17 protein-coding genes and 1 pseudogene are annotated in these 26,428 nt (G+C 66.0%); 12 read left to right on the plus strand and 6 right to left on the minus strand.

Annotation, left to right across the window (positions count from 1 at the left end):
• Positions 1-32 precede the first annotated feature (32 nt).
• The gene (locus VET27_RS10825) at positions 33-1,073 is read right to left on the minus strand and encodes an ABC transporter ATP-binding protein (RefSeq protein ID WP_526517849.1); all 1,041 of its coding nucleotides are present in this window, start codon (positions 1,071-1,073) and stop codon (positions 33-35) included.
• A 182-nt stretch (positions 1,074-1,255) separates the two neighbouring features.
• Between VET27_RS10825 and VET27_RS10830 the strand changes: the two genes are divergently transcribed.
• From VET27_RS10830 to VET27_RS10845, 4 genes are all read left to right on the plus strand, one after another.
• A complete protein-coding gene (locus tag VET27_RS10830; protein WP_526517851.1) occupies positions 1,256-1,993 on the plus strand; it encodes a glycoside hydrolase domain-containing protein in 738 nt (245 codons plus the stop codon).
• Positions 1,994-2,517: 524 nt separating this feature from the next.
• The gene (locus tag VET27_RS10835) at positions 2,518-11,802 is read left to right on the plus strand and encodes a fatty acid synthase subunit beta domain-containing protein (protein ID WP_526517853.1); all 9,285 of its coding nucleotides are present in this window, start codon (positions 2,518-2,520) and stop codon (positions 11,800-11,802) included.
• A gap of 43 nt (positions 11,803-11,845) precedes the next feature.
• Complete coding sequence (gene acpS / locus VET27_RS10840; RefSeq protein WP_526517855.1) at positions 11,846-12,241, plus strand: holo-ACP synthase AcpS; 396 nt, start codon at positions 11,846-11,848, stop codon at positions 12,239-12,241.
• A 76-nt stretch (positions 12,242-12,317) separates the two neighbouring features.
• Positions 12,318-13,709, plus strand: a complete 1,392-nt coding sequence (locus VET27_RS10845; protein ID WP_526517887.1) for a dipeptidase — start codon at positions 12,318-12,320, stop codon at positions 13,707-13,709.
• Here the strand turns inward: VET27_RS10845 and bcp are convergent.
• Entirely contained in the window at positions 13,698-14,171 is a 474-nt protein-coding gene (gene bcp / locus VET27_RS10850; RefSeq protein ID WP_526517857.1) for a thioredoxin-dependent thiol peroxidase, read from the minus strand. The two genes, VET27_RS10845 and bcp, sit on opposite strands and share 12 nt — an antisense overlap.
• Before the next feature lie 95 nt (positions 14,172-14,266).
• On the opposite strand from bcp, the gene VET27_RS10855 reads away from it, so the two are divergent.
• Positions 14,267-14,494 carry a DUF3618 domain-containing protein gene (locus VET27_RS10855; protein WP_526517859.1) on the plus strand — a complete coding sequence of 76 codons (228 nt, stop codon included), beginning with the start codon at positions 14,267-14,269 and terminating at the stop codon, positions 14,492-14,494.
• Positions 14,495-14,505: 11 nt separating this feature from the next.
• Here VET27_RS10855 and VET27_RS10860 read toward each other — a convergent pair whose 3' ends face one another.
• Positions 14,506-14,676: a hypothetical protein gene (locus VET27_RS10860; RefSeq protein WP_526517861.1), complete on the minus strand. Its 171-nt coding sequence runs from the start codon at positions 14,674-14,676 to the stop codon at positions 14,506-14,508.
• Between the two features lie 471 nt (positions 14,677-15,147).
• Between VET27_RS10860 and VET27_RS10865 the strand changes: the two genes are divergently transcribed.
• From VET27_RS10865 to VET27_RS10890, 6 genes are all read left to right on the plus strand, one after another.
• Positions 15,148-15,405 carry an alpha/beta fold hydrolase gene (locus VET27_RS10865; protein ID WP_526517863.1) on the plus strand — a complete coding sequence of 86 codons (258 nt, stop codon included), beginning with the start codon at positions 15,148-15,150 and terminating at the stop codon, positions 15,403-15,405.
• Positions 15,406-16,130: 725 nt separating this feature from the next.
• Positions 16,131-16,367, plus strand: coding sequence for a hypothetical protein (locus VET27_RS10870; RefSeq protein ID WP_526517865.1), 237 nt, complete (start codon positions 16,131-16,133; stop codon positions 16,365-16,367).
• A 1,327-nt stretch (positions 16,368-17,694) separates the two neighbouring features.
• Positions 17,695-19,914: a DUF4185 domain-containing protein gene (locus VET27_RS10875; protein WP_526517867.1), complete on the plus strand. Its 2,220-nt coding sequence runs from the start codon at positions 17,695-17,697 to the stop codon at positions 19,912-19,914.
• A gap of 5 nt (positions 19,915-19,919) precedes the next feature.
• Positions 19,920-20,411, plus strand: a complete 492-nt coding sequence (locus tag VET27_RS10880; protein ID WP_526517869.1) for a hypothetical protein — start codon at positions 19,920-19,922, stop codon at positions 20,409-20,411.
• Between the two features lie 524 nt (positions 20,412-20,935).
• Positions 20,936-21,841 carry a tyrosine-type recombinase/integrase gene (locus VET27_RS10885; protein WP_526517871.1) on the plus strand — a complete coding sequence of 302 codons (906 nt, stop codon included), beginning with the start codon at positions 20,936-20,938 and terminating at the stop codon, positions 21,839-21,841.
• Positions 21,842-21,885: 44 nt separating this feature from the next.
• Positions 21,886-22,203 (plus strand): tyrosine-type recombinase/integrase, encoded by a 318-nt coding sequence (locus tag VET27_RS10890; protein ID WP_526517873.1) that lies wholly within the window; start codon positions 21,886-21,888, stop codon positions 22,201-22,203.
• A gap of 112 nt (positions 22,204-22,315) precedes the next feature.
• On the opposite strand, the gene VET27_RS10895 is transcribed toward VET27_RS10890, so the two are convergent.
• Entirely contained in the window at positions 22,316-22,951 is a 636-nt protein-coding gene (locus VET27_RS10895) for a polyamine aminopropyltransferase (RefSeq protein WP_526517875.1), read from the minus strand.
• 213 nt (positions 22,952-23,164) lie between these two features.
• Here VET27_RS10895 and VET27_RS10900 point away from each other — a divergent pair, with 213 nt between their 5' ends.
• Entirely contained in the window at positions 23,165-24,223 is a 1,059-nt protein-coding gene (locus tag VET27_RS10900) for a DUF2600 family protein (protein ID WP_526517877.1), read from the plus strand.
• Positions 24,224-24,317: 94 nt separating this feature from the next.
• Here VET27_RS10900 and VET27_RS10905 read toward each other — a convergent pair whose 3' ends face one another.
• Both VET27_RS10905 and VET27_RS10910 read right to left on the minus strand, forming a co-directional pair.
• A complete protein-coding gene (locus VET27_RS10905; protein WP_526517879.1) occupies positions 24,318-25,076 on the minus strand; it encodes a DEAD/DEAH box helicase family protein in 759 nt (252 codons plus the stop codon).
• Between the two features lies 1 nt (position 25,077).
• A pseudogene (locus tag VET27_RS10910) lies at positions 25,078-26,425 on the minus strand (IS256 family transposase).
• Positions 26,426-26,428 lie beyond the last annotated feature (3 nt).

A 26,428-nucleotide genomic window follows, 5' to 3' on the forward strand; every position in this document is an offset into this window, starting at 1 on the left:
TTCAGTTCGATTCAATTGGCTGTCAATCGTTTTCAGTTGGTCAGGTCGTGTACGGCACTGTCGGGCCAGGCCAGGGTGATGGGGGTGCCGTGGCCCAGGTCGTCGGGCAGTGAGGCGGCGGCGTTGAGGACGGTCGCCGTGAGCGTGACGCCCGGCGCGGCGACGGCGGCCACGCGGGTGGTCGGCCCCGCATAGATGACCTCGGCGACGGTGGCGTCGACGGTGCGACTGCCAGGGGCCGCCCCTCCGCCCGCTGCCAGCACCGCGATGCGTTCCGGTCGTACCGCGAACATGCCGGGCCGGCCGACGAGTGCCTCCGCGACGTCGCCGTCGAGCACGTTGGAGGTGCCGACGAAGTCGGCGACGAATCGGTTCACCGGGTTCTCGTACACGTCACGTGCCTTGCCGACCTGTTCGATGCGCCCGTCGTTGAAGACGGCGAGCCGGTCGCACAGCGTGAGCGCCTCGTCCTGATCGTGGGTGACGATGACGAAGGTGATGCCGACTTCGCGCTGAATGGCCTTGAGCTCTACTTGCATCTGTTCGCGCAGCTTGAGGTCGAGCGCGCCGAGGGGCTCGTCTAGCAGGAGGACCCTGGGCCGCCCCACCAGGGCGCGCGCGAGGGCGACGCGCTGACGCTGGCCACCGGACAGTTGCGCGGGTTTGCGCGGTCCGTAGTCGGCGAGCCGGACCATCTCGAGCGCCTCGGCCGTGCGGGTGCGGCGCTCGCCCTTCGCCACACCGCGGACCTTCATGCCGTATTCGACGTTCTGCGCGACGGTCATGTGAGGGAAGAGCGCGTACTCCTGGAAGACGGTGTTCACGTCGCGGCGTCGCGCCGGAAGCTCGGTGACGTCGACGCCGCCGAGCTTGATCGTCCCCGCGGTCGGCTGCTCGAAACCGGCGATCATCCGGAGCACGGTGGTCTTGCCCGAACCGGAGGGGCCGAGGATCGCGAACAGTTCCCCGTCGTCGACGGTCAGGTCGGCGCCTGCCACGGCCACGATCGAGTCACCGAATACCTTGCGTACGCCCGCGAGTTCGATCCGTGGTTCGCGGGGGCCGGTCGGCATGGGCTGAATCGTATGGATCCGTCGTTCGCACCGCAGCGCAACGTATGGATTCCGTGCGATTCGGATGTTTGACCGACGGTTTTCGTTCCCACCGAGCAGGTATTCAGTGCTGGCCCAATCTTGATACAGATGTGATCAGTGGCGTTGATGAGAAAATTGAGGCAGTTGTCATATCCTGAGGTGTGGCGATTTCCCGACGAGACGTGCTCAAGTACGCTGCCGCCGCGCCGGCGGTCGTCGGACTCGGAGGCGCCCTGGCAGGTGCGGTGTCGGCGGCCCTTGCTCCCGCCACGGCCTCGGCCGCCCCGCTGGGCGTGCTCCTCGACTATGCGGCCGGAGTGATTCCGGCCTCGGCCATCCGCGCGGCCGGTGCGTCGGGTGCCATTCGCTATGTCTCGGACCGCCGTCCCGGTGGCGCGTGGATGCTCGGAAAGCCGATACAGCTACCCGAGGCGCGCGACCTCTACCAGAACGGCCTGAAGATCGTGTCGTGCTACCAGTTCGGCAAGCAGGACAACGCCGACTGGCTGGGAGGCCAGAACGCGGGCGTGCAACACGCGAAGCGCGGCTGGCAACTGCACGTTGCGGCGGGTGGCTCATACGGCGCCCCGATCTACGCGTCGATCGACGACGACCCGTCACTCGAGCAGTACAAACAGCAGGTGGCGCCCTATCTGCGCGGGTGGGAAGCGGTGCTGGGCCACCAGCGAGTCGGCGTGTACGCGAACTCCAAGACGATCGACTGGGCCTTGCAGGATGGTCTCGGCGCCTACTTCTGGCAGCACAACTGGGGGTCGCCCAAGGGATTCACCCATCCCGCAGCGCACTTGCACCAGGTCGAGATCGACAAGCGAAGCGTGGGTGGTGTCGGCGTCGACCTCAACCACGTGCTGAAGCCGCGCTTCGGGCAATGGGACTAACATTACCGATCAGTAAGTTTAGCCAGCAAATAATTTCCCACTCGGACGCGTCCTGAGTAGACATTCCCGTCGTGTGTGTCGACTTTTTCGAGATTGCGAGCGTCGGGCGAGGCGCACGATCATCGAACATAACGATTCGATAACAATACTGCCTTGAACTGCGCTGTTATTGCTACTCGACCGTAACCACCTGCAAGCAGGACGTTTGTACGGGAACTCTGGAAGGCGCCGCGAAGTCCGCGTTATCCAATGTGGGGTTACCCGTGCGTAGAACTCGCCAGTAACCATTTGGGGGGCGAAAATAGGGCAGGTTCTTATGACACTCTTATTGGGTCGGCCTGCACGCCCGGGCCGTCCCAGAAGTGACCTGAGCCCGTCGGGATCCGACACCCGACTCGAGAACCGCGGACACCCGTAGGGGCGCGGGGCCTCACCGCCGAGGACGCAGTAGACGCACGCAGTAGACGAGCCGTGCAGACGTGAGAAGCGATACGCGCGAGAGCGCAACGAGGAGATGGCAAGACGTGACGATCAACGAACACGACAGAGTGACCACCGGCCGCAAGGGTGGTCCGGCCGACGGCTCCTCGGTGCAGACGGGCGCTCACGCGCTCGTCGACCTGCTGAACGCGGGTGAGCCCTACGCCGTCGCGTTCGGCGGGCAGGGCGGCAACTGGCTGGAGAACCTCGAGGAGCTGATCAGCTCCGCGGGCATCGAGTCCGAACTGAGCGAGGTCATCGGCGAGGCTGCGCTGCTGCTGCAGCCCGTCGCCCGCGAGTTGGTCGTGGTCCGGCCGATCGGCTTCGAGCCGATGCAGTGGGTGCGTGCACTGGCCGCCGACGAGCCGCTGCCGACGTCCAAGCAGTTGACCACCGCCGCGATCTCCGGTCCTGGCATCCTGCTGACCCAGCTGGCCGCGATCCGCGCCTCGACACGCCAGGGTCTCGACCTCTTCAACACACCGCCCGTCGCCATGGCGGGCCACTCCCAGGGCATCATCGCCTGCGAGGCACTCAAGGCCAAGGGCACGCGCGACGCGGAACTGCTCGCGATGATTCAGCTGATCGGTGCGGCCGGTTCGCTTGTCTCGCGGCGGCGCGGCATGGTCGGCCGGGGTGACAAGTCGCCGATGGTGTCGGTCACCAACGTCGATCCCGAGCGCATCGCGGAGCTTCTCGAGGAGTTCTCCCAGGACGTCCGCACCGTGCTGCCGCCCGTGCTGTCCATCCGCAACGGCAGGCGCTCGGTGGTCATCACCGGCACACCCGAGCAGCTGTCGCGATTCGAGTTGTACTGCGGCAAGATCACCGAGAAGGAAGAGGCGGAGCGCAAGAACAAGCTCCGCGGCGGTGCGGTCTTCAGCCCCGTGTTCCACGGCATCCAGGTCGAGGTCGGCTTCCACACCCCGCGGCTGGCCGACGCGATCGACGTCGTCGACGGGTGGGGCGCCAAGCTGAGCATCGACTCCGAGCTTCTCCACCGCTTCGCCAGGACGATCTACATCGAAGCCTTCGACTGGGTGGAGGAGATCGAGAGGCTGCACGAGTCCAGGGCACGCTGGATCGTCGACCTCGGCCCCAGCGACACCATCACCCGCGTCACCGCCCCCGTCATCCGGGGTCTCGGAGTCGGCATCGTCCCCGCGGCCACCAGGGCCGGACAGCGCAACCTGTTCACCGTTGGTGCGGCCCCCGAGGTCGCGCCCGCGTGGTCGAGCTACGCGCCGTCGGTCATCACGCTGCCGGACGGATCGGTCAAGCTCTCCACCAAGTTCACAAGGCTCACCGGACGCTCGCCGATCCTGCTCGCCGGCATGACCCCGACGACCGTCGACGCCAAGATCGTCGCTGCCGCGGCCAACGCGGGCCACTGGGCCGAGCTGGCCGGCGGCGGTCAGGTCACCGAGCCGATCTTCGACAACCGGATCGCCGAGCTGACCCAGCTGCTGGAGCCGGGCCGTGCGGTGCAGTTCAACGCCCTGTTCCTCGATCCCTACCTGTGGAAGTTGCAGTTGGGCGGAAAGCGCCTGGTGCAGAAGGCCCGTCAGTCCGGTGCCCCCATCGACGGCGTGGTGGTCAGCGCCGGCATCCCCGAGTTGGAGGAAGCCGTCGCGCTGATCGAGGAGCTCTACGAGATCGGCATCACCCTCGTGTGCTTCAAGCCGGGCACCGTCGAGCAGATCAAGTCGGTCATCAAGATCGCGGCCGAGGTGCCGAACAGGGACGTCATCGTCCACATCGAAGGCGGCCGCGCGGGTGGGCACCACTCGTGGGAGGACCTCGACGACCTGCTCGTGTCGACCTACGGCGACCTGCGCAAGCTGTCCAACATCACGCTGTGCGTCGGTGGCGGCATCGGAACCCCCGAGCGTGCCGCGCAGTACCTGTCCGGGCAGTGGTCGCAGGCCTACGGATTCCCGATCATGCCGGTCGACGGCATCCTGGTCGGCACTGCGGCAATGGCAACGCTGGAGGCCACCACCTCGCCCGCGGTCAAGCAACTGCTGGTCGACACCACCGGCACCGAACAGTGGGTCGGCGCCGGAAAGGCGCAGGGCGGCATGGCATCCGGGCGCAGCCAGCTCGGTGCCGACATTCACGAGATCGACAACGCGGCATCCCGCTGTGGTCGACTGCTCGACGACGTGGCAGGTGACGTCGACGCCGTCGCCGAACGACGCGACGAGATCATCGCCGCGATGGCCGATACCGCCAAGCCGTACTTCGGCGACGTCGCGGACATGACATACCTGCAGTGGCTGCGGCGTTACGTCGAGCTCGCGATCGGTGACGGTGACAGCACCGCTGACACCAAGCGTCCCGATTCGCCGTGGCTCGACGTCAGCTGGCGTGACCGTTTCGAGGAGATGCTCAAGCGTGCCGAGGCCCGCCTGCACCCGCAGGACTCCGGCCCGATCGAGACTCTGTACACCGTCGACACCGAAGGTGAAGCGCTGCTGGAGAATCCGGAGCGCGCCCTGGCGGCACTGCTGTCGCGGTACCCCGACGCCGAAGACGTAAAGCTGCATCCGGCCGACGTGCCGTTCTTCACCACCCTCTGCAAGACGCTCGGCAAGCCGGTCAACTTCGTGCCGGTCATCGACAAGGACGTGCGGCGCTGGTGGCGCAGCGACTCGCTGTGGCAGGCCCACGACGCGCGGTACTCGGCCGATCAGGTATGTGTCATCCCGGGCACCGAAGCGGTCGTGGGGATCACCCGCGTCGACGAGCCCGTCGGCGAGTTGCTCGACCGGTTCGAGAAGGCCTCCGTCGACGAGGTGCTCGCCTCCGGTGCGCAGCCGGCCTCCGTGGTGTCGCGCCGCCAGGCCCGGGCCGACGTGACTGGTCCACTGGCCGTCGTGCTCGACTCGCCCGACGTGTTGTGGGCAGGCCGGGCCGCGATCAACCCCGTGCACCGCATCGGTGAGCCGCGGGAGTGGCAGGTACACGAAAGCCGTTCGGCGGGCAGGAGCGAAGCGACCGGGGAATCTGCGGTGGCGACACACCCGTCCACGGGATCGCGCCTCGAGCGCAGCGGCGAGCACGTGGTGCTGAGCGTGCCGCTGTCCGACATCTGGATCACCATCCGCTTCACGCTGCCCTCCACCACGGTCGACGGCGGCATGCCGGTCGTCACCACCGAGGACGCGTCCGCCGCCATGCGAGCCGTGCTGGCGATCGCCGCGGGCGTCGACGGTGCCGAGACCCTGCCGACAGTCGTCGACGACAGCACGACGGTCACCGTGTCCTGGGATCCGGAGGAGGTCGCCGACCACACCGGCGTCACCGCCACGTTCGGCGCACCGCTGGCGCCCGGCCTGACGCTGGTGCCCGACGCGCTCGTCGGTAGCTGCTGGCCGGCAGTGTTCTCGGTCATCGGAGCCGCGGTCACCGAGTCCGGTTTCCCGGTCGTCGAGGGTCTGCTCAGCCTGGTGCACCTCGACCATGCGGCGCACCTGCTGGCGCCGATGCCGACGGCGAAGTCCGAATTGACCGTCACGGCAACGGCTTCGGCCGCGGTGGACACCGAGGTCGGCCGCGTCGTCCCCGTGTCCGTGACGATTAGCGATGCCGACGGAACGGAACTGGCGAAGCTCGAGGAGCGGTTCGCCATCCGCGGCCGCACGGGCGCCATCGCGCTGACCGATCCGGCTCAGGCCGGCGGGGCGATCACCGACAACGCGACCGACACCCCCCGTCGCCGCCGCCGCGACGTCACCGTCACCGCGCCGACCGACATGAGTGCGTTCGCCGTCGTCTCCGGTGACCACAACCCGATCCACACCGACCGTGCCGCCGCGCTGCTCGCCGGGCTGAAATCGCCCATCGTGCACGGCATGTGGCTGTCGGCCGCTGCGCAGCACGTCGTGACCGCGACCGACGGCCGGGCCACGCCGCCCGCACGTCTGGTCGGCTGGACGTCGCGCTTCCTCGGCATGGTGATGCCCGGCGACGAGATCGACTTCCGGGTCGATCGCGTCGGCATCGACCGCGGCGCGGAGATCATCGAGGTCACCGCGAAGGTCGGCACCGACCTGGTGATGTCGGCGACTGCTCAGCTCGCGGCGCCCAAGACGGTCTACGCCTTCCCCGGCCAGGGCATTCAGTCCAAGGGCATGGGCATGGAGGTACGGGCCCGCTCGAAGGCCGCCCGCAAGGTGTGGGACACCGCCGACAAGTTCACCCGCGACACCCTGGGCTTCTCGGTGCTGCACGTGGTGCGCGACAACCCGACCAGCCTGATCGCCAGCGGCGTGCACTACCACCATCCCGAGGGCGTCCTCTACCTCACGCAATTCACCCAGGTCGCGATGGCCACCGTGGCTGCCGCGCAGGTGGCGGAGATGCGTGAGCAGGGTGCGTTCGTCGAGGGCGCGATCGCCTGCGGTCACTCCGTCGGCGAGTACACCGCGCTGGCCTGCGTTTCCGGCGTGTACCCGCTGGAGGCGCTGCTCGAGGTGGTCTTCCACCGTGGCAGCAAGATGCACGACATCGTGCCGCGCGACGAGAACGGCCGGTCCAACTACCGACTCGCCGCGATCCGCCCGTCGCAGATCGACCTGGACGATGACGACGTCACCGACTGGGTTGCGGGAATCGCCGAGCGCACGGGCGAATTCCTGCAGATCGTGAACTACAACCTGCGTGGATCGCAGTACGCGATCGCGGGCACGGTGCGCGGTCTCGAGGTCCTGGAGGAGGAGGTCGAGAAGCGTCGCGAGATCTCCGGCGGCAAGCGATCCTTCATCCTGGTGCCAGGCATCGACGTGCCGTTCCACTCCGAGGTGCTGCGGGTCGGCGTCGCCGACTTCCGTCGCTCGTTGGAGCGGGTCATGCCCATCGACGCGGATCCCGCGCTGCTCGTCGGCAAGTACATCCCGAACCTGGTGCCGCGGCCGTTCACCCTGGACCGCGACTTCATCCAGGAGATCCGCGACCTGGTGCCCGCCGAGCCGCTCGACGAGATCCTCGCCGACTACGACACGTGGCTCAACCAGCGCCCCCGCGAGATGTGCCGCAAGATCGTGATCGAACTGCTGGCCTGGCAGTTCGCCAGCCCAGTGCGCTGGATCGAGACCCAGGACCTGCTCTTCATCGAGGAGGCCGCGGGCGGACTCGGCATCGAGCGGTTCGTCGAGATCGGCGTCAAGTCGGCACCGACCGTCGCCGGCCTGGCCACCAACACGCTGAAGCTGCCGGAGTACTCGCACAACACCACCGAGGTGCTCAACACCGAGCGTGACGCCGCGGTGCTGTTCGCCACCGACACCGACCCGGAGCCGGACATGGAGGAGGACACCGCGCCTGCTCCTGCCGCCGAGTCGGTTCCCGCCGCGGCGGCAGCCGCACCCGCCCCCGCGGCAGCGCCTGCCGCTCCCTCGGGTGGACCGCGTCCCGACGACATCGCGTTCGGCGCCGACGACGCCACGCTGTCGCTCATCGCACTGTCGGCCAAGATGCACGTCGACCAGATCGAGCCGTTGGACTCGATCGAGTCGATCACCGACGGAGCGTCCTCGCGACGTAACCAGCTGCTGGTCGACCTCGGTTCCGAGCTGAACCTCGGGGCCATCGACGGCGCCGCCGAAGCCGACCTGGCCGGGCTGAAGGCTCAGGTCACCAAGCTGGCCCGTACCTACAAGCCCTATGGCCCAGTGCTTTCCGATGCGGTCAACGATCAGCTGCGGACCGTGCTCGGGCCGTCAGGCAAGCGGCCCGCCGCGATCGCCGAACGCGTCAAGAAGGATTGGGAACTCGGCGACGGCTGGGTCAAGCACGTCACGATGGAACTCGTGCTCGGCACCCGTGAGGGCACCAGCGTCCGCGGCGGCAACCTCGGTCACCTGCACGAGGGTGCACTGCCCGACGCGGCCACGGTCGACAAGGTCGTCGACGCGGCCGTCACCGCCGTCGCCGCCCGCCGCGGCATCGCCGTGTCCCTGCCCTCGGCGGGAGGCGCAGGGGGAGGCGTCGTGGACTCCGCGGCGCTGGTCGAGTTCGCCGACAAGGTGACCGGTCGCGACGGCGTGCTCGCCTCGGCGGCCCGGATGATCCTCGGCCAGCTGGGCGTGGACGCTCCCGTGAACGTCGGCGAGACGGTCAACGACGCAGACCTCGTCGACCTCGTCACCGCCGAACTCGGTTCTGACTGGCCGCGTTTGGTCGCGCCCACGTTCGACGGCCGCAAGGCGGTGCTGTTCGACGACCGTTGGGCCAGCGCCCGTGAAGATCTGGCCCGGCTCTGGTTGAAGGACGAGGACGAGATCGACGCGGACTGGTCGCGGCTCTCCGAGCGCTTCGAGGCCGCGGGCCACGTCGTCGCCAGCCAGGCGAACTGGTGGCAGGGCAAGGCCCTGGCCGCCGGGCGCAACGTGCACGCGTCGCTCTACGGACGCGCCGCCGCCGGTGCGGAGAATCCCGGCACCGGTCGCTACAGCGACGAGATCGCCGTGGTGACGGGTGCCTCGAAGGGCTCCATCGCCGCGTCGGTGATCGCGCAGCTGCTCGACGGCGGAGCCTCGGTCATCGCGACCACGTCGAAGCTGGATGACGACAGGTTGTCCTTCTACAAGGAGCTGTACCGCGACAACGCCCGCTTCGGCGCCACGTTGTGGGTGACCCCGGCCAACATGGCCTCGTACACCGACATCGACGCCCTGGTCGGCTGGGTCGGCAGTGAGCAGTCGGAAAGCCTTGGACCGCAGTCGATCCACCTCAAGGACGCCCTGACCCCTACGCTCCTGTTCCCGTTCGCGGCGCCGCGTGTCGCGGGCGACCTCTCCGAGGCCGGTTCGCGTTCCGAGATGGAGATGAAGGTTCTGCTGTGGGCCGTGCAGCGGCTCATCGGTGGCCTTTCGCACATCGGCTCCGAGCGTGACATCGTGTCGCGTCTGCACGTCGTGCTGCCCGGTTCGCCGAACCGCGGCATGTTCGGTGGCGACGGCGCCTACGGCGAAGCCAAGTCCGCATTGGACGCACTGGTGACGCGGTGGAAGGCCGAGACCTCGTGGTCGCAGCGAGTGTCGTTGGCGCACGCGCTGATCGGCTGGACCAAGGGCACCGGGCTGATGGGTCACAACGACGCCATCGTCGGCGCGGTCGAAGAGGCCGGCGTGACCACGTACTCGACCGAGCAGATGGCGTCGATGCTGCTCGACCTGTGCGACATCGAATCCAAGGTGGCTGCGGCACGCGAGCCGATCCATGCCGACCTGACCGGTGGGCTGGGCGAGATCGACATCGACATGGGCGAACTGGCCGCCAAGGCCCGCGAGGACATGGCCGCCGAGAGTGCAGCGACCGCGTCCGACGAGGACGTCGACGCGAGCACGATCAAGGCACTGCCGTCGCCCCCGCGTGGTTACTCGGCGGCACCGCCGCCGGAGTGGGACGACCTCGACGTCGACCCCGCCGACATGGTGGTCATCGTCGGCGGCGCGGAGCTGGGACCGTACGGTTCGTCGCGGACCCGCTTCGAGGTCGAGGTCTCCGGTGAGCTGTCGGCGGCAGGCGTGCTCGAGCTCGCCTGGACCACCGGCCTGGTCAAGTGGGAGGACGATCCCAAGCCGGGTTGGTACGACACCGCGTCGGGCGATCTGGTCGACGAGGGCGAGCTGGTCGAGCGCTACCACGACGCCGTCATCGAACGGGTCGGCATCCGCGAGTTCGTCGACGATGGTGCGATCTCCGCGGATCACACTGCGCCGCTGCTGTTTTCGGTCTTCCTCGACAAGGACTTCTCGTTCGTCGTGTCATCCGAGGCGGACGCTCGCGGCTTCGCGCAGTCCGACCCCGAGCACACGCTGATCGCGCCGGTCGCCGACAGTGGCGACTGGCAGGTGACCCGCAAGGCGGGCACCGAGATCCGCGTGCCGCGCAAGGTGGATCTGACGAGAACGGTCGGGGCGCAGATTCCCACCGGATTCGACCCGACCGTCTACGGCGTGTCCCAAGACATGATGAACTCGGTCGACCGTCTGGCGCTGTGGAATCTCGTCACGACCGTCGACGCGTTCCTGTCGTCCGGCTTCACTCCCACCGAGCTGATGCGGTGGGTTCACCCAAGCCTGGTAGCCAGTACGCAGGGCACCGGCATGGGGGGCATGACATCGATGCAGAAGATGTATCACGGCAACCTGCTCGGCCAGAACAAGCCGAACGACATCCTGCAGGAGGTCCTCCCAAACGTCATGGCCGGTCACGTCGTGCAGTCCTACATCGGTAGCTACGGCGCGATGATTCACCCGGTGGGAGCGTGTGCCACTACGGCAGTGTCGGTCGAGGAAGGCGTCGACAAGATCCGACTTGGCAAGGCCGAGTTCGTGGTCGCGGGGGGCTACGACGACTTGACGCTGGAAGCCATAATCGGGTTCGGCGACATGTCGGCGACCGCGGATACTGAGGCGATGCGTGCCAAGGGCATCAGCGACGCGAAGTTCTCGCGCGCCAACGACCGGCGCCGACTCGGGTTCGTCGAAGGACAGGGTGGCGGAACCATCCTGCTAGCCCGCGGTGATTTGGCCCTGAACATGGGTCTGCCGGTACTGGCAGTGGTGGGCTACGTTTCCTCGTTCGGCGACGGCGTGCACACGTCGATCCCAGCGCCCGGCCTTGGCGCGCTAGCCGCGGGCCGCGGCGGCAAGCAGTCGCAGCTGGCCAAGTCACTTGCCAAGCTGGGCGTCGGCCCCGACGACATCGCCTTGGTCTCCAAGCACGACACGTCGACGCTGGCCAACGATCCCAACGAGACCGAGCTGCACGAACGGCTCGCGTCCGCCATGGGTCGGTCGCCGGGCAACCCGTTGTTCATCGTCAGCCAGAAGAGCCTGACCGGTCACTCGAAGGGCGGCGCGGCGGCGTTCCAGATGATGGGCATGTGCCAGATGCTGCGCGACGGCGTGATCCCGCCGAACCGAAGCCTGGACTGCGTCGACGAGGAACTCGCCCACGCTTCCCACTTCGTGTGGGTGCGCGAGGCCTTGGAGATGGGGGAGACGTTCCCGATGAAGGCAGGCCTGGTCACCAGTCTCGGCTTCGGACACGTGTCCGGACTGGTCGCACTGGTGCACCCGCAGGCGTTCCTGGCTGCGTTGAATCCGGAGCAGCGCGAGGACTACCGACTGCGTGCCAATGGCCGTGTGCTGCAAGGTCAGCGGCGGTTGGCGTCGGCCATCGCGGGTGGGCCCGCCATGTACGAGAAGCCGGCCGATCGTCGCTTCAACCACGACTCCCCCGAGAAGCGGCAGGAAGCCAACATGCTGCTCGATCCGGAGTCGCGCCTCGGCGAGGATGGTTGGTATGGGGCGTGAGGCCTTGCAAGAGGCGCCGACGGGCTCAGCTAGCGTTCCTGGCATGAGCATCGTCGGGGTCGGCATCGACCTGGTCTCCATACCGGACTTCGCCGAGCAGGTCGATCAGCCGGGGACGGTGTTCGCCGAGACGTTCACCCCGGGTGAGCGCCGCGACGCCGCGGACAAGAGTTCGTCCGCGGCGCGCCACCTGGCAGCACGCTGGGCCGCCAAGGAGGCCGTGATCAAGGCGTGGTCGGGCTCGCGGTTCTCGAAGCGGCCGGTGCTGCCCGAGGACATCCACCGCGACATCGAAGTGGTCACGGACATGTGGGGCAGGCCGAAGGTACGGCTGTCCGGTGACATTGCCGAGCACCTGAAGGACATCATCATCCACGTGTCGCTGACTCACGATGGCGACACCGCCGCCGCGGTAGCGGTTCTCGAGTCCGCCGGCTAGCCCCACCTCCTTCTTTTCTCCTTCCCACCCCTCCTTCTCCGCGAGCGTGCGTGTCTGCGGGCGACACGCCGCTGCGATTGGGGACAACGCGCACGCTCGTGCCGACCACGATGCGACTAGCGTCGATTTCGTGAGCGATCTGGTCGAACGGGTGAAGTCGGTACTGCCAGCGGTGCGCGCCGACCTCGAGCACCTCGTCCGCATCGAGTCGGTATGGGCCGACCCCGCCCGCCGCGACGAGGTCCGCCGCAGTGCCGAAATGGTGTCGAAGCTGTTGTCGGAAGCTGGTTTCGACGACATTCGCACCGTCAGCGAGGGCGGTGCTCCAGCCGTCATCGCCCGCCATCCGGCGCCACCCGGTGCGCCGACGGTTCTGCTGTACGCCCACCACGACGTACAGCCCGAGGGCGACGTGTCGCAATGGGCGTCGCCGCCGTTCGAACCCACCGAACGCGACGGCCGGCTCTATGGCCGTGGCACGGCGGACGACAAGGCAGGCATCGCCACGCACCTAGCTGCGATCCGGGCATTCGACGGCAGCCTCCCGGTTGGCGTCACGGTGTTCGTGGAGGGTGAGGAGGAGTCGGGTTCACCTTCACTGGGCGCATTGCTCGCCGCCCATCAGGACCTGCTCGCCGCCGACGTGATCGTCATCGCCGACTCGATGAACTGGACCACCGAGATTCCCTCACTCACGGTGTCGCTGCGCGGTTTGGCCGACTGCGTGGTGGAGGTGGCCACCCTCGACCATGGTCTGCATTCCGGAATGTGGGGTGGGGTCGTTCCCGACGCGCTGAGTGTTCTGGTCCGTCTGCTGGCGAGCCTTCACGACGACGACGGCAACGTGTCGGTGGCCGGAGTGCACCAGGGGACCGCCGCCGACGTGGACTATCCGCCCGAGCAGGTACGCGAGGAAACCGGCGTGCTCGACGGTGTCACCGAGATCGGAACGGGTTCGGTCGTCGAGCGACTGTGGGCCAAACCGGCGATCACGGTCATCGGCATCGACACGACGTCCATCGCGAAGTCGTCGAACACGTTGATCCCACGGGCACGCGCCAAGGTGAGCATGCGCGTCGCGCCCGGCGGTGACGCCGGACAGCACCTGGAAGCCTTGACCCGTCACCTCGAGCAGCATGCGCCATGGGGTGCGCAGGTCACCGTCACGCCGGGCGACCTCGGACAGCCGTATGCCATCGATGCGACCGGCCCCGTCTACGACGCCGTACGCGCCGCGTTCCGGCAGGCGTGGGGCACCGATGCCATCGACATGGGAGTCGGCGGGTCAATTCCGTTCATCGCCGAGTTCGCGGCCGCGTTTCCGGACGCGAAGATCCTCGTCACCGGCGTCGAAGACCCGGGGACGCAGGCGCACAGCATCAACGAGAGCCTGGATCTCGGTGTCCTCGAGCGTGCGGCGATCTCGGAGGCACTGCTATTGGACGCCCTCGGCGCGCTACACCGCTAGGTCGCGACGCAGCTTCGCCACGTGGCCGGTGGCCTTGACGTTGTACTGCGCGACCTCGATCTTGCCCTTCTCGTCGACGACGAACGTCGAGCGGATGACGCCTTGAACCGTCTTGCCGTACATCGTCTTCTCGCCGAAGGCGCCCCACTCCGCGAGCACCTTGCGCTCCGGATCGGACAACAGCGGGAACGTCAGTCCTTGGGCGTCGCGGAACTTCGCGAGCTTCTCCGGCTTGTCGGGGGAGATCCCGACGACGTCGAGGCCCGCGTCGTTCAACTCCGCCAAGCTGTCGCGGAAGTCGCAGGCCTGCTTGGTGCAGCCGGGCGTGGACGCCGCAGGGTAGAAGTAGACGACTACCTTGCGCCCCTTGAAGTCACTCAGCTTGACGGTCTTGCCGTCGGCGTCGGACAGGCTGAATGCGGGGGCCTTGTCGCCCGCCGCGAGGCGAGGGGTCGGTGGCATGCGTGAATGTCCCTTCGGTCAGCCGGTGCACGACGTCGTCGCGTGGCTGCTCTAGGGTAATTCCCCAAGACGGCAACGCGATTGAAGGGGCTGACGTGGCGGACCGGGATCCTGACAAGATCAAGCAGGACATCGACGTGGCGCGCGAACAACTCGCGAGCACTGTGGACGCCCTCGCCGAGCGGGCCAACCCGGCGCGGATCGCCGACGACGTCAAGGCCCGGGTCGTGCAGTTCGTGACGAAACCCGCCGTTGCGGTGTCGCTCGCCGGGCTGGGCATCATCGTCGTGGTGCTGGTGATCCGACGGATCAGGAACCGCTGACGGGCAGAAGGTCAGCGACGGCGGCGGCCGAAGCGGAAGAAGTCGAGGAACGAAAATCCTGGCGGATTGGCCGTCAGGCCCAGCCTGGTGCAGTTGTAGACCACCACGACCCGCTGCGCATCGAAGTCGTCGACCTCGACGGCTGACGAGACGATGGAGGGGGCCGCACCTGCGGTCGACATCAGCTAAGGCCTCGTTCCTTGCTCAGAAATCACGGCTGCTGTCCGCCTGCGTGGCTGCAGCTAACACCATCGTAGCATCTCCGCCCATCGCTCCGCTGCCCAAACGTGTCCGTTTTCCCTGGTTGGAGCTTTCGGTACCGATGGTTTCGTTTAAGGCATCCGCAAAAATTGATCGACGACGGGTAATCTCAGCACACGAATTGCACCGAGGTCGGTGAATCAGCGAGTTAATTTACGTTAGCGTCAGTCGCTATCCAAGGCGTTTTCACGGACATGGTTACGCCCGGTTGGCGTCTCGGCGGAGGGCGCGGACGTCAGGGGTGCTCCAATCGAGCGCTGCCATCTGCCTTCGATCTATGGGTTTCGTCGCGCGCCTGGCGCCGACCCTCTATGGCCGTCTGGCCGCACGCGACCTTCCCGCTGCCGACGCCGCAGTCATTCGAGCCGAAGGTTTTCGCCAGTTTCGGGCGTATGTCCGCCGAAGCGCTGCGGCACCCGGAGGGCCACGTCGAGGATTACCTCGCGGCGATGCTGCCGTGGGGTTTCGCGCCCGAGGACCTCGGCGTGCCGGTCGATGTTTGGGGAGGAGCTCAGGACGAATTCCTCGATCCACACTGGCCCGCCGAACTTGCGCGCCGAATACCCGGCGCATCGCTGCACATGCGTTCGGGCGGCCACTTCATGGTGCATCTGCATTGGCAGGAGATCTTCGAGGCTTTGCGAACTTGACGCAGTCCGCGCCGACGCCCAAGGAGACGAAGATCTATAGAACCAGTTCCCCCGGGTGCGCCGCTTTGCTGTGGCGTGGCCACTTCCCGCAGCGTGGAGGACGTGTGGAGGATGTTCGGGACAGGTGGGCCAATGGGAACAACCAGCAAACACTCCCTAACGACGAAAAGCCCGCCTGAGCAGGGGTTTTCGCGTGGTGCGCCGTCAGGGCTTCGAACCCCGGACCCGCTGATTAAGAGAAACCGGGCCGGGGTTTCTAGCCTACCTGGTCAGGGACTTGTCACTCACCCCGAATAGCCAAGAATTCGCAGCTAGAACCGCATAAATGCCGCAAACCAAGCCGCAGTGAAACAGCACGCTATTTAGCTGTAGCCGCCCCCCACTCGTGGAGCGTTCGTGGATACGCGACCGTATTTGCTGGTCGGTTGGACGCCTGATGTTCGAACGCCGAACCCCCGCCAGCAGGTCGATCGCAGTGGCCCCGTACTGGCCCGTCAGTGGCCCCTGAGCACCTGGCTGACGCCATGAGTCGGTGCGCGTGGCCCGCTGCTGGCCGCGCGGCGTGGCTTGAGCTGCCAGTGACCCCGGAAGCGAGGCGACTTGTGCGCGGTGTTGCAGTTTATTTGGATCAACTCCGTCCATATCTGAGTCTATTTTATCGAATTGCGCGCTGTATTAACGCAATTGGCTGAGGCCGGGCGTACAGTGGTGACCACGAATTGCATATGGCCAACCGCGATGGTCACGAATTGGATGCTTGCGCTGATCGCCGCCTGGCGGTCGTGGCCGAGGTCGAAGATTTCGCTTGGGATTACGCCGAGGCCAACGGCCACTGGTTGGCGCTGCTTCTACCGTTGTTGCCAGAAATTCGCAAGCACGCCGAGGGCCTGGCCGATGCGTATGGTGACAGTCGCCAGCGACCCCAGCGACGAATTGTCCTATGGCGCAATGGTCGTCAGTGACTATCGGGGTGTGTCCCACGTTCCGAACTACTGCCCCGATGAGCCGGTCAACGTCCCAATCGCGGTGTTCCGTAGCGGTAGCGACGCGTTGGAGCGTCACTACGCCCATGGCTCGAAAACCCGCGCAGACTGGCCGACGACGCCAAGGCCGGCATCGTGCAGTTCGCTACGAAGCCCGCAGTAGCGTTCTCGCTCGCCGGAGTCGGTGCAGTCCTCGTCGTCGTCTTCATCAACGAATCAGGAACCGCTGACCGTTCGTCAGCGGTTACGACCGAAGCGGAACCACCCGCTCAACGAGAACCCGGGCGGATTCGCCCGGCGGCCGAGCCGAGAACAGGTGTAGACGACCGCATCTCGTTGCGGAGCAACGTCCGTGTCAACCCGTGTGATTGGCAAGGCTCCAGAGGGGGCCGCACCCGCGGTCGACATCAGCTAAGTGCTCGTTTCTTCTAGTCACCGGTAGGCCCGGGATGTGCGCGCACGGCCCAGCTAACACGATGCTAGCAGTCGAACCCGACTTTGCGCTGCTCGAATCGCATACGCTCGCTGTGAGGGGCATCTCCGCTACCGTTTGCCACGTAAACCGCCAAGTCCGGCATCTACGGTGGTTCTGCAGTCAGCACACCATCGTCCGCCCTACCGTGTGGGCATTTCGCGAGGCAATCGCCGAGTGTTACTCGATGCAAACATGCCTGCGGTGAGTTGCGTGCAGCCTTCGACGCGGTCCAGTCCGAGTCGATGGACGTCGACAGACAATGGCGAGTTCGACCGGATGGTGCGCTGGGAGATAGGCAAAGCTGAACTGGCCGACCCCGCCGAGACATCGCGTTGGCTCGAAATGTGTGGCCCGCGCTGGATACCCCGCTATTGGTGGCGAAACCAGTTGCCGACAGCGCTGCGGCAGGGCTCGGCTGGCATCACTGGGGCGGGGCTACGACCTATACATGCACGCCATGACCTTGGTGGGCTGCCAGTAGGGCTCGGTGGTGCAAGGCCGGGACTTCCCCCCTGCTGCTCAACCTGTGGCGACGGGACGGTTGCCGCTGGACCAGCTCATCACCGGTCGAATTCCGCTGGTCGAGGTGAACAGTGCATTCGATGACCTGGTGCTCGGATCGGGAATTCGTTCCGGTATTACTCAACGAGTAACGCGCCAACGGCCCCGACCGATAGCCGATTTGGGTTCGCGATCATTGGTGCCCGCTTTTGCGAAAGGCGACTGAAAACGCACTCATGGTGTAACCATGGTGCGCACCTATTCGGAACGCGGGGTTTCTGATCGGGGAGTCCGTAACTTGTTCGCGAGGGCTTTCGATGAGGGGCAATGATGGGCGCAGCAGCATATGTCGGCCGGGTTGGTGCATTGGCGGTTGCCATCGGGGTCGGCGTCGCCGTCTCCACCGGCTATGGGGTGGCGTCCGCCGACAACACCCCCGGCCCTGATCCGTCGGGTACGCCGTCGATAGCTGCGGATTCCCAGCCGGGTCCGACGACCAAATCCTTGACCGACGATTCCTCGGTGGGGACCGTTACTTCGCCGCAGCTTTCCGCGTCGAAGTCAACGGCGTCGAAATCAACGGCAACGAACTCGACGAAATCGCCGAAACCCGATCGCCCGAATCTCGGCCGCGCTATCCGGCGCTTCGTCGAGAAGGGCGTGACGATGAGCACCGGTGGTGCGCTACACAGCGCAAGGACGACCGAGAACGTGCCTGCTGCCCGACCTCCGGTCGACGAACCCGACGAGAACCAGACACCGGCGAACCCCGACGACACCGTCTTAGCCGGAGGTTCCGACGATGTCGCCGCGCCGACTCCGCCCCCGGCGTCAGTGCGCAGCAGTGCCGTCCCGACGAAGTCGTCGAGTCGATTCGACGTGACGGCGGCGCGACCGCAGCTGCGGACAGCGGCCCCCGCGGCTCAAGCGCGTGTCGTCGAAGCGGTGGCCGAGAAGGTGTCCACTGGTAAAGACGCCGCTCAGGGAGTGGTCGAGACGGTGCTTAAGCGTGCCGCCGACCCCGTTATTCCGACCATCAGCGCCGCGCAGGCGCCGGTGTCCGCCGCGCGGACGGGTTTGGTCGAAATGGCCGCACCTGCCGCCGGCGCCGCCACCGCTGCGCCGTTGACCGTGACGGGCCTGTTGTCGGGCGTGCTGGCCGCTATCGGTCTGGGCGCGGTGGCACCGAGCTCGCCCATCGCCCCGGCCGGATCGCCGGTGGCGTTGGCGCTGCTGGCGTGGGGATCTCGGCGGGAGGCCGAGAAGGCGGTCTCCGGCCTCGATGAGAGCGCCACGACGGGTGCCACCACGCTGGCCTCGGCGAGGGTCGCGGCGGTACCGGCGGCCGTGGTCACGACGCCGGTGACGACCCGAATCGGTTGGGTGACCGGCGAGAACAGCATCAACAGGACCATCTCGCGTTTTGGTATCGCGGGTACCGACGTCGGGGTGATGTGGGACAACGGGATCACCGGCGACAACCCGGCCACCACCATCGTCGAGCAGCGCGAGGTGCTGATTGCGTTCGGCGATACGTTCAGCCAGCCCGGCATGACGGGTGTGTGGCGGATGAACACCCTGTTCCGAAGTCCAGACCGGGTGTTGTCCGACGGGTTATATGTGCCGGACGGGATCGTGCACGATCCGGGCGCCTACAGCGGCTCACCGATGACGAACCCGAATTTCGCACGCGAGATCATCGGCAATTACCGCTACGGCATCGGGCCCGAAGTGACTATGATCCCGACCGCCGGCATCTCGGTTGCGGGGGCCGGCGTGAACGGCGCGACGAGGCAGTACGTCAACTTCATGGCCGTCAAGTCCTGGGATACGCCGGGCCGTTGGACCACGAACTACTCGGCCATCGCCTATTCCGACGACAACGGCCAGAACTGGACAGTGGTGCCCCAGTCGTCGGTGCGCGCCGCGGCGGCGGGCCGGTCGACCGTGCCATTCGTCGCCGGCAACCAGAACTTCCAGCAGGGCGCCTACGTGAAGCCGCCCGCGGGATCGGCGGACGCCGCTGCGGGCTGGGTGTACTCGTACGGCACTCCCGCGGGACGCGGCGGCACGGTCTACGTGTCGCGGGTCAACGAGAAGGACATCCTCGACCAGACCAAGTATCAGTACTGGAACGGATCGAGTTGGGTCGCGAACAAGCCGTCGGCGGCCACCCCGATCCTGCCGGGCACGACGAAGAGCAGCTTCTTCGGGCTCATCAAGAAAACGACCTATCCCAGCGTCAGCGAGATGTCGGTGCAGTACAACCCGTACCTGAAGAAGTACGTGATGCTCTACGCCGACCAGAACAACAACGTCGTGATGCGGACCTCCGCCACCCCGCAGGGCACCTGGTCCGCGCCGACGACGTTGGCGACGTCCACGCAATATCCGGGCCTATATGCGCCGATGATCCATCCCTGGTCGGGCACGGGCCAGCTGCTAAAGGCTGACGGGACTCCTGAGGATCCGCAGTACCTCTACTGGAATCTGTCGCAGTGGAACGAGTACAACGTGGCCTTGATGCGTACAGACCTGAGCCGGGTGTAGCGAGGATGGCGCAGCAAATCGCGGTGGCCGTTACGGCGATGGTGGTCGCGGCCGGGACCTTGGCCCCCGGTGCATCCGCAGATCCCGCGGCGCCACAGCCCAATTCGCCCTGCTCGGCGAACCTGGCCGGTGCGCTCACCCAGGCAACCGACAGTAAGACGTTCCTCGAGTGCGGCAGTGCGGCGGGCAGCTACCGCTGGCAGCCGTTCACCGGGCCCTATCCGTCCAGCGACCGATGGCTGAGTTACGGGCCGGATTTGACGCTGCACGGCAAGGGCCGGCGCAATCCCGAGATCCTGTCGGGTGACTGGATCGCGCAGCCGCAGGATCCCCTCACCACGTGCAGCGCGGAGCAGTCGGCCGTCGTCAGCGCCGGCGAAGTGGGTCCACCGCAGACATCGACCGGCCGAAGCGGCCAACCGCTCGAGTTCGTGGTGCTACCCGTGGTCTTCTCAATTTCGCTGACGGGTAACTGCCTGTGGGAACGGCGGGACTGACTGCGCGTCAGATGACATCGTCCGGCAGTCCGTTGATCTCTTCGTGACGGATGGAGAAAAGCGAAACGGCACCCACCCTATTGGGGTGGGCGCCCTCGACTCGCTAGGCACCGAATGGGGCGGGCGTGGCGACGGTCCATGGGCGACGAACGTGGCGACGTGGCGGGCAAACCCTGGACGCTCGGCCCTGCGGATGCCCGGTCCGGCACGCCGCTTGCTGTGGCGAGCCAGTTCCCGCAGTGTGAAGACAATGTGGAGACCTTCTGGGGCCGGTGTGACAGATGCGATGGTCGGCAAACACTCCATAACGACGAAAACCCTGCCTGAGCAGGGTTTTCGAGTGGTGCGCCGTCAGGGTTTCGAACCCCGGACCCGCTGATTAAGAGTTATGCCTAGCGGCTGAACGACCAGTGATAATCCCAGTTCAAGAACTTCGGCGGTGCTCTGCGGTACCCGGCGGTACGGCCGGTATGTCACCAGTAGTTGTCACCAGATTTGTCACCAGCCCAGAGTACCGTTCCGGCATGGCGAAACGGCGGGGGGCCGGTGACGGCGGTCTTTACAAGCGCACCGACGGAATGTGGGTGGGTCGGGTCGACGTGCCGCCGGGGCCAGACGGTAAGCGGCGGGTCAAGTCGGTCTACAGCAAGGATCGGGCTATAGCCGCCCAGAAGCTCCGCACGCTCCAGGCCGACATCGCCAGCGGCACCGTGATCACAGGCCCGGCATCGACCGTGGGCGAGTGGCTCGACTATTGGCTGAGCAACGTGCACAGGACCAAAGTGAAACCGTCCACCCGCGAGGACTATGCCCGGATCATTAGGAACCACATCAAGCCGCAGATCGGCAGCAAGAAGCTCACCAAGCTGACGCCCGAGGACGTGCTGGCGATGCAGCAGGTGATCTCCGTCAGGTCGACCCGGACAGCCCAGGTGGCCCACCACATCATTAACCGCGCCATGAATGACGCCGTGCTCTGGCAGCGTGCGACTCGGAACCCGGCGGCTGTGGTGCCGACGCCGACCCACAACAAAAAGAAGCGGGAACCGTTCACGATCGCCGAGGTCCGTCGGATTTTGGCGGCAGCCGACGAGATCGAGGCGGAGGGCATCGGCCCGGTGTTAGCGACCCGGTGGGCAACTTCGTTTCTGACCGGTGCCCGCAAGGCGGAGTTGCTCGGCCTGACGTGGGACAGGGTGGACCTCACGAACTTGACCATCGACATGGCATGGCAGCTCCAACAACTTCCGCAGAAGCACGGCTGCGGTGAAATACAGATCGGTGGGGAGCCGCCGTGGCCGTGCGGTCGAGTGAAGGCTGCCTACTGCCCGCAAGCCGAGTTCGATGTTGACCCTGGCGACGAGTACGTCATCTGCCACCGTGGGCTGGCCTGGGTACGGCCCAAGACGGTGGCTGGGGTAAGCGTCTGACGCCCATCGTGGAGCCGCTGGCGCGAAGGCTCGCCGAACACCAAATGGTAACCGCAGATCAGCCCAACGCGCACAACTTGGTATGGCACCACCCCGACGGCAGGCCGACTTATCACAAGGACGACCACGAACTGTGGCAGGGGCTACTGCTGCGTGCCGGTGTGCGTCAGTCCGGCGGGCCGCCGATAGACCAGCACCGCACTCGCAACACGACCCTCACTCTGCTGCTCGACGCCGGTGTAGACCCCCACATCGACTCCACTGTCGGGCACTCCGATGTGTCGATGACTCGGGGGTATCAATACGTCGATCTCACGCTGGCCCGGCAGGCCTTCAACAAGCTGTCGGCGCTGCTGGATTAGCACCGCTGCACGACCTGTAGAACGCATCAGGAGTGCCCAAAACTCATAGATGGCGGTAATCGGCCACCATCCTTGGTGATGGGCCCCACCAACCATGAACGGCCCCCGCACGTCATGTCCGGGTCGCAAGGTAGATGGTGTTGGCTGACCGGCCTCCGGTGAGTGGGTTGTCGAACCAGACCTGCTGGGCCTCCACGTTGGTGAAGACGGTTTCGAGGACCGCGCTGAAGTCCTCGTCCGGTGCATCGTCGGACCACATGGCGAACGTGCCACCCGGGACCATATGAGCGGATGCGGCTCGTAGACCGTCATGGGTGTAGAAGTCAGCGTGTGGATCGTGGAGCAGGTGGCGCGGCGAGTGGTCGATGTCGAGCAGGATCGCGTCATAGGTTCGGCAACGGTGCTGCGGATCGAATCCCACCACGCTTGTGGAAGCGGCGAAGAAGTCCGCGCACACCAGGGTGACGCGGCTGTCGACGGCCAGGCCAGCCGTATCCGGTAACAAGTTGCGTTCGTGCCAGTCGATGACCGCATCGGAGTATTCGATAACTGTCAGTGTCCGAATCCGCTTGCACTCCAACGCTTCTTGAGCGGTATAGCCGAGGCCTAGCCCACCAACGATCACGTCCAGGCCCGGTCCTGGCGTCCTCGCCAGTGCCAGCCGCGCCAGCTCCCGTTCGGCGACGGTGAACAGGCTCGACATCACGTACTCGTCATCGAGCTTGACCTCATACACATCGGCACGCACCGAGAGATCGAATCTGCGTCGCCCGGTGGTCATTCCAAAGCCGGCCCTGCCGCCCGGTCGAGGACGGCAACACCGGCTCGATCAGCCTCCACAACGAATCAGAAATCACTGCCGTACGAGTCATCCCCCAACGATCAAACACCCGACCCAAAATCTTTGGCAGACACGCTCTAAAATCGGCAGGTGCGCTCTCCGGCAAGCAACCTCTTCACGATGACGCCGAAGGTCCTCACCCAAATGCGCCCTCAGGTGCATGAGGAACTCAGGCACTGGACTGATCGAGCGCGGAAGATCCCCAGCCCGGACCTACGTGAACAGGCACTCGCCAGCATCGCCACAAAAGCGTTCCATTGCGAGGGCGGCGGCATCTACAGCCTGCTCGCGGGTGAGCGCGAACGCGAGGCCGTCCGGTTTATCGTCGCCTACCAAACGATCTCCGACTACCTCGACAACCTTTGCGATCGCGGCACGTCCCTTGACCCGGACGACTTCCGCAGCTTGCACACCTCGATGCGCGACGCCCTCACGCCAGGAGCCAGGACAGGCGACTACTACCAGTACCGCGAGGAGCGCGATGACGGAGGCTACCTGGCTACGCTCGTCACCACGTGTCAGGAAGTACTTGCCGTCCTGCCTGGCTATAACGCGATCGCACCACACCTTCACGAACTGGTCGAGCACTACAGCTCCCTACAGGTCTACAAGCATGTGCGGGAAGACGAGCGCGTCCCGCTGTTGGAGACATGGTTCGAGGAATATCGCGACACACTCCCGCCGATGGCTTGGTACGAGTTCGCTGCTTGCTCTGGGTCGACACTCGGCATCTTCTGTCTGGTCTCGCGCGCCACTCAGGGTTGCACACCTTCGCTCGCGCGCAGGATTCGGGACGCATACTTCCCGTGGGTACAGGGATTACACATCCTGCTGGACTACTTGATCGACCGGGAAGAGGACCGCCAAGCCAGCGACCTGAACTTGTGCTCGTTCTATCCCGATGACCGCGAGATGGTCACCCGTATCTCCCATTTCTATCGTCAGGCCTACGCTAGCGTCTCCTCGTTACCCGACCCGGGATTCCATCGCCTGGTGGTCAAGGGACTACTCGGGATTTATTGCTCCGACAAGAAGGTGCACAGCCAGAAGGACGTCCAGCTCGCGACCAGGAAGCTCGCCCACCTTGGTGGCCCCGTCGGCGTGTACGCCTATTTCGTGTGCTGGACGTACCGGCGCCTGGCAGCAAGCGATCCAGAATCTGCGCGTCGTCCGAGATAGTTCGGTGCCGACCCGTCGCTGCATGCGCGGCGGTAACACTTGAAACGGGTGATGACGTCATCGAGGAGTCAGGAATAGTGCATCAAGCTTCCGATCAAGCAGGCGCAGCGTCATCGCATACGACGGGACTGCCCCCGGTTCGGTTGACTCCTGACCTGTGAGGATTCGTCCTTGCTCCGAACTTCGCTTCGTCATCCATCGACGCATATTCGAAGTCGGCTTCCTTGGCGGCCCGCAGCACCCGGCCCGTGAAGTAGCGCGGCGTCGCGGTCATAAACAGCCGTCGCCGGGCCTTGATCCTCGATCCATCGAGGATGGTGGCGAAGTCCGACGATACGGGTCCAGCGCAGCGGTGAGCCTCGTCGGCGACTACAAGATCGAACGCGGGAACACGCTGCTGCTCATAGGCTTTGGCGATCTGCGGCGATGACTGGTAGGTGGCGAACATGACCAGTGGACCGCGCTTGCGGAGGAACGCGGCGATCTCGGCGGGATCGGTGGTCACGGGCACGCCGAGGTCACTGGTGCGTGCGACGGGCGCGTCCTCCTCGGCGCGGCTGACCGTGGCATCGGAGCAGACCGGCAGGGACTTGAAGGGAGGCTGCCCGCCCAGGCTGGTCTGCCACACCCTCATCGTCTGCTTGAGCAGTGACAGCGACGGCACCAGGACCAGAGTGCGCTCGGCGGCGAGGTTCTCCCGAATGAACAGTGCTGTTAAGGTTTTCCCCGTCCCGCACGCCATGATGAGCTTGCCCCGGTCGGACGTCGTGAACCCCTCGACCACGTCTTTGATCGCCTGGTTGCGTCCCAACGTCGGTGTAAATGACGACCGACTCGGTTCCTCGGCGGTCATGTTAGGCGACGACTCCGACAGTTTCGCCGCCGGTGATCTGGGTGTCGATGTCGGGTTTGCGGATCGGGGTCGGCCCGTCGAGAAGCTGGTGGCGTAGATCGGCCAGTAGCCGGGTTCCGGTCGGTGTCATCGACATGCCGCGCCAGCCTCGGGAGGCGCGGTCAAGCACCGCCCACACGAGGTTGAGACACGATGTCTCGCCGGGCAATCGGCCGATCACCTTCACGCGGCGACGGGTTTCGCCGAAGGTGCGTTCGATGAAGTTGGAGTGCCGGATTCGGCGGTGGTGCTCGACGGGGAAACGCAGGTAACTGGTCAGCTGTTGCCGATCGGACAGCAGGCACTTGACCGCGGCCGGGTAGGCGTGAGCGTAGGTGTCGGCGAAGGCGTCGATGCGCTGCTGGACCGCGGCGACCAGCTTCGGCCCGGGCGCCATGCCGGCGGCGATGAGGTCGTCGGTGTCGAAGATCGCCCAGTAGGCGTCACGGATCTGGGTCTGCGCCTCGGCGGGCACCTTGGCAAGGAGGTTGCGGCAGCGGTGGATCAGACAGCGTTGGCGCAGGGAGCGCGGCAGCGCAGTCTCGGCGGCGTTGATCAGCCCGGCCGCACCGTCGGAGATGACCAGCAGCGGCGGGCGAAGCCCACGCGCCCGCAGTTCGTCGAGGAAGTCGCCCCAGGCGTCGGTCGACTCCGATCCGCCGGCGGCCAACGCGACGAACACCGGCGCCCCTTCGGTGGTGATGCCCCACGCCGCCAGCACCGGCTCGGCCCGGGCACCGGGGTGCATCTCGAACATGGACGCGTCCAAGAACAGGTAGTCCAACTCCAGGCCGTCGAGGCGCCGAGACGACCACTGCGCGAACTCGTCGCCGATCGCCTGGCAGACCCGCGAGACCGTCGACTTCGACAGCGCCGCCTCGGCGCCGAGCGCATCGGCCAGAGTGTTCTCCACGTCGCGCACCGACAGGCCACGCACGAACCCGGCGATCACCAGCGACTCCAACGCATTCGACTTGGTCACCGACTTACCGAACAGCGTCGACGCGAACGCCTCGGTGGTACCGCGCAGCTTGGGCCGTGCCCCCGGTGACCGGCCCGGCCGTGGTCTTGATCGTCGACTCGCAATAGCCGTTGCGGCTGCCCGCCCGGGCATCCGGACACCCGGCGGCCCGCCGGTAGCGGGCCCGGCCCAAGAACACCTCGACCTCGGCCTCCACCGCGGTCTGGATGATCAACCGGGCACCCAAGCGGGCGACGTCCTCGATGATCTCCGACAGCTCACGCGAGCCGTCGAACAAGGCGTCGATCTCGCCACGGATCTTCTCGGTGGGTGATACTCGTACTGACACGGG

This window comes from Mycobacterium sp., from assembly GCF_035633495.1.
Taxonomy (GTDB): Bacteria; Actinomycetota; Actinomycetes; order Mycobacteriales; family Mycobacteriaceae; genus Mycobacterium.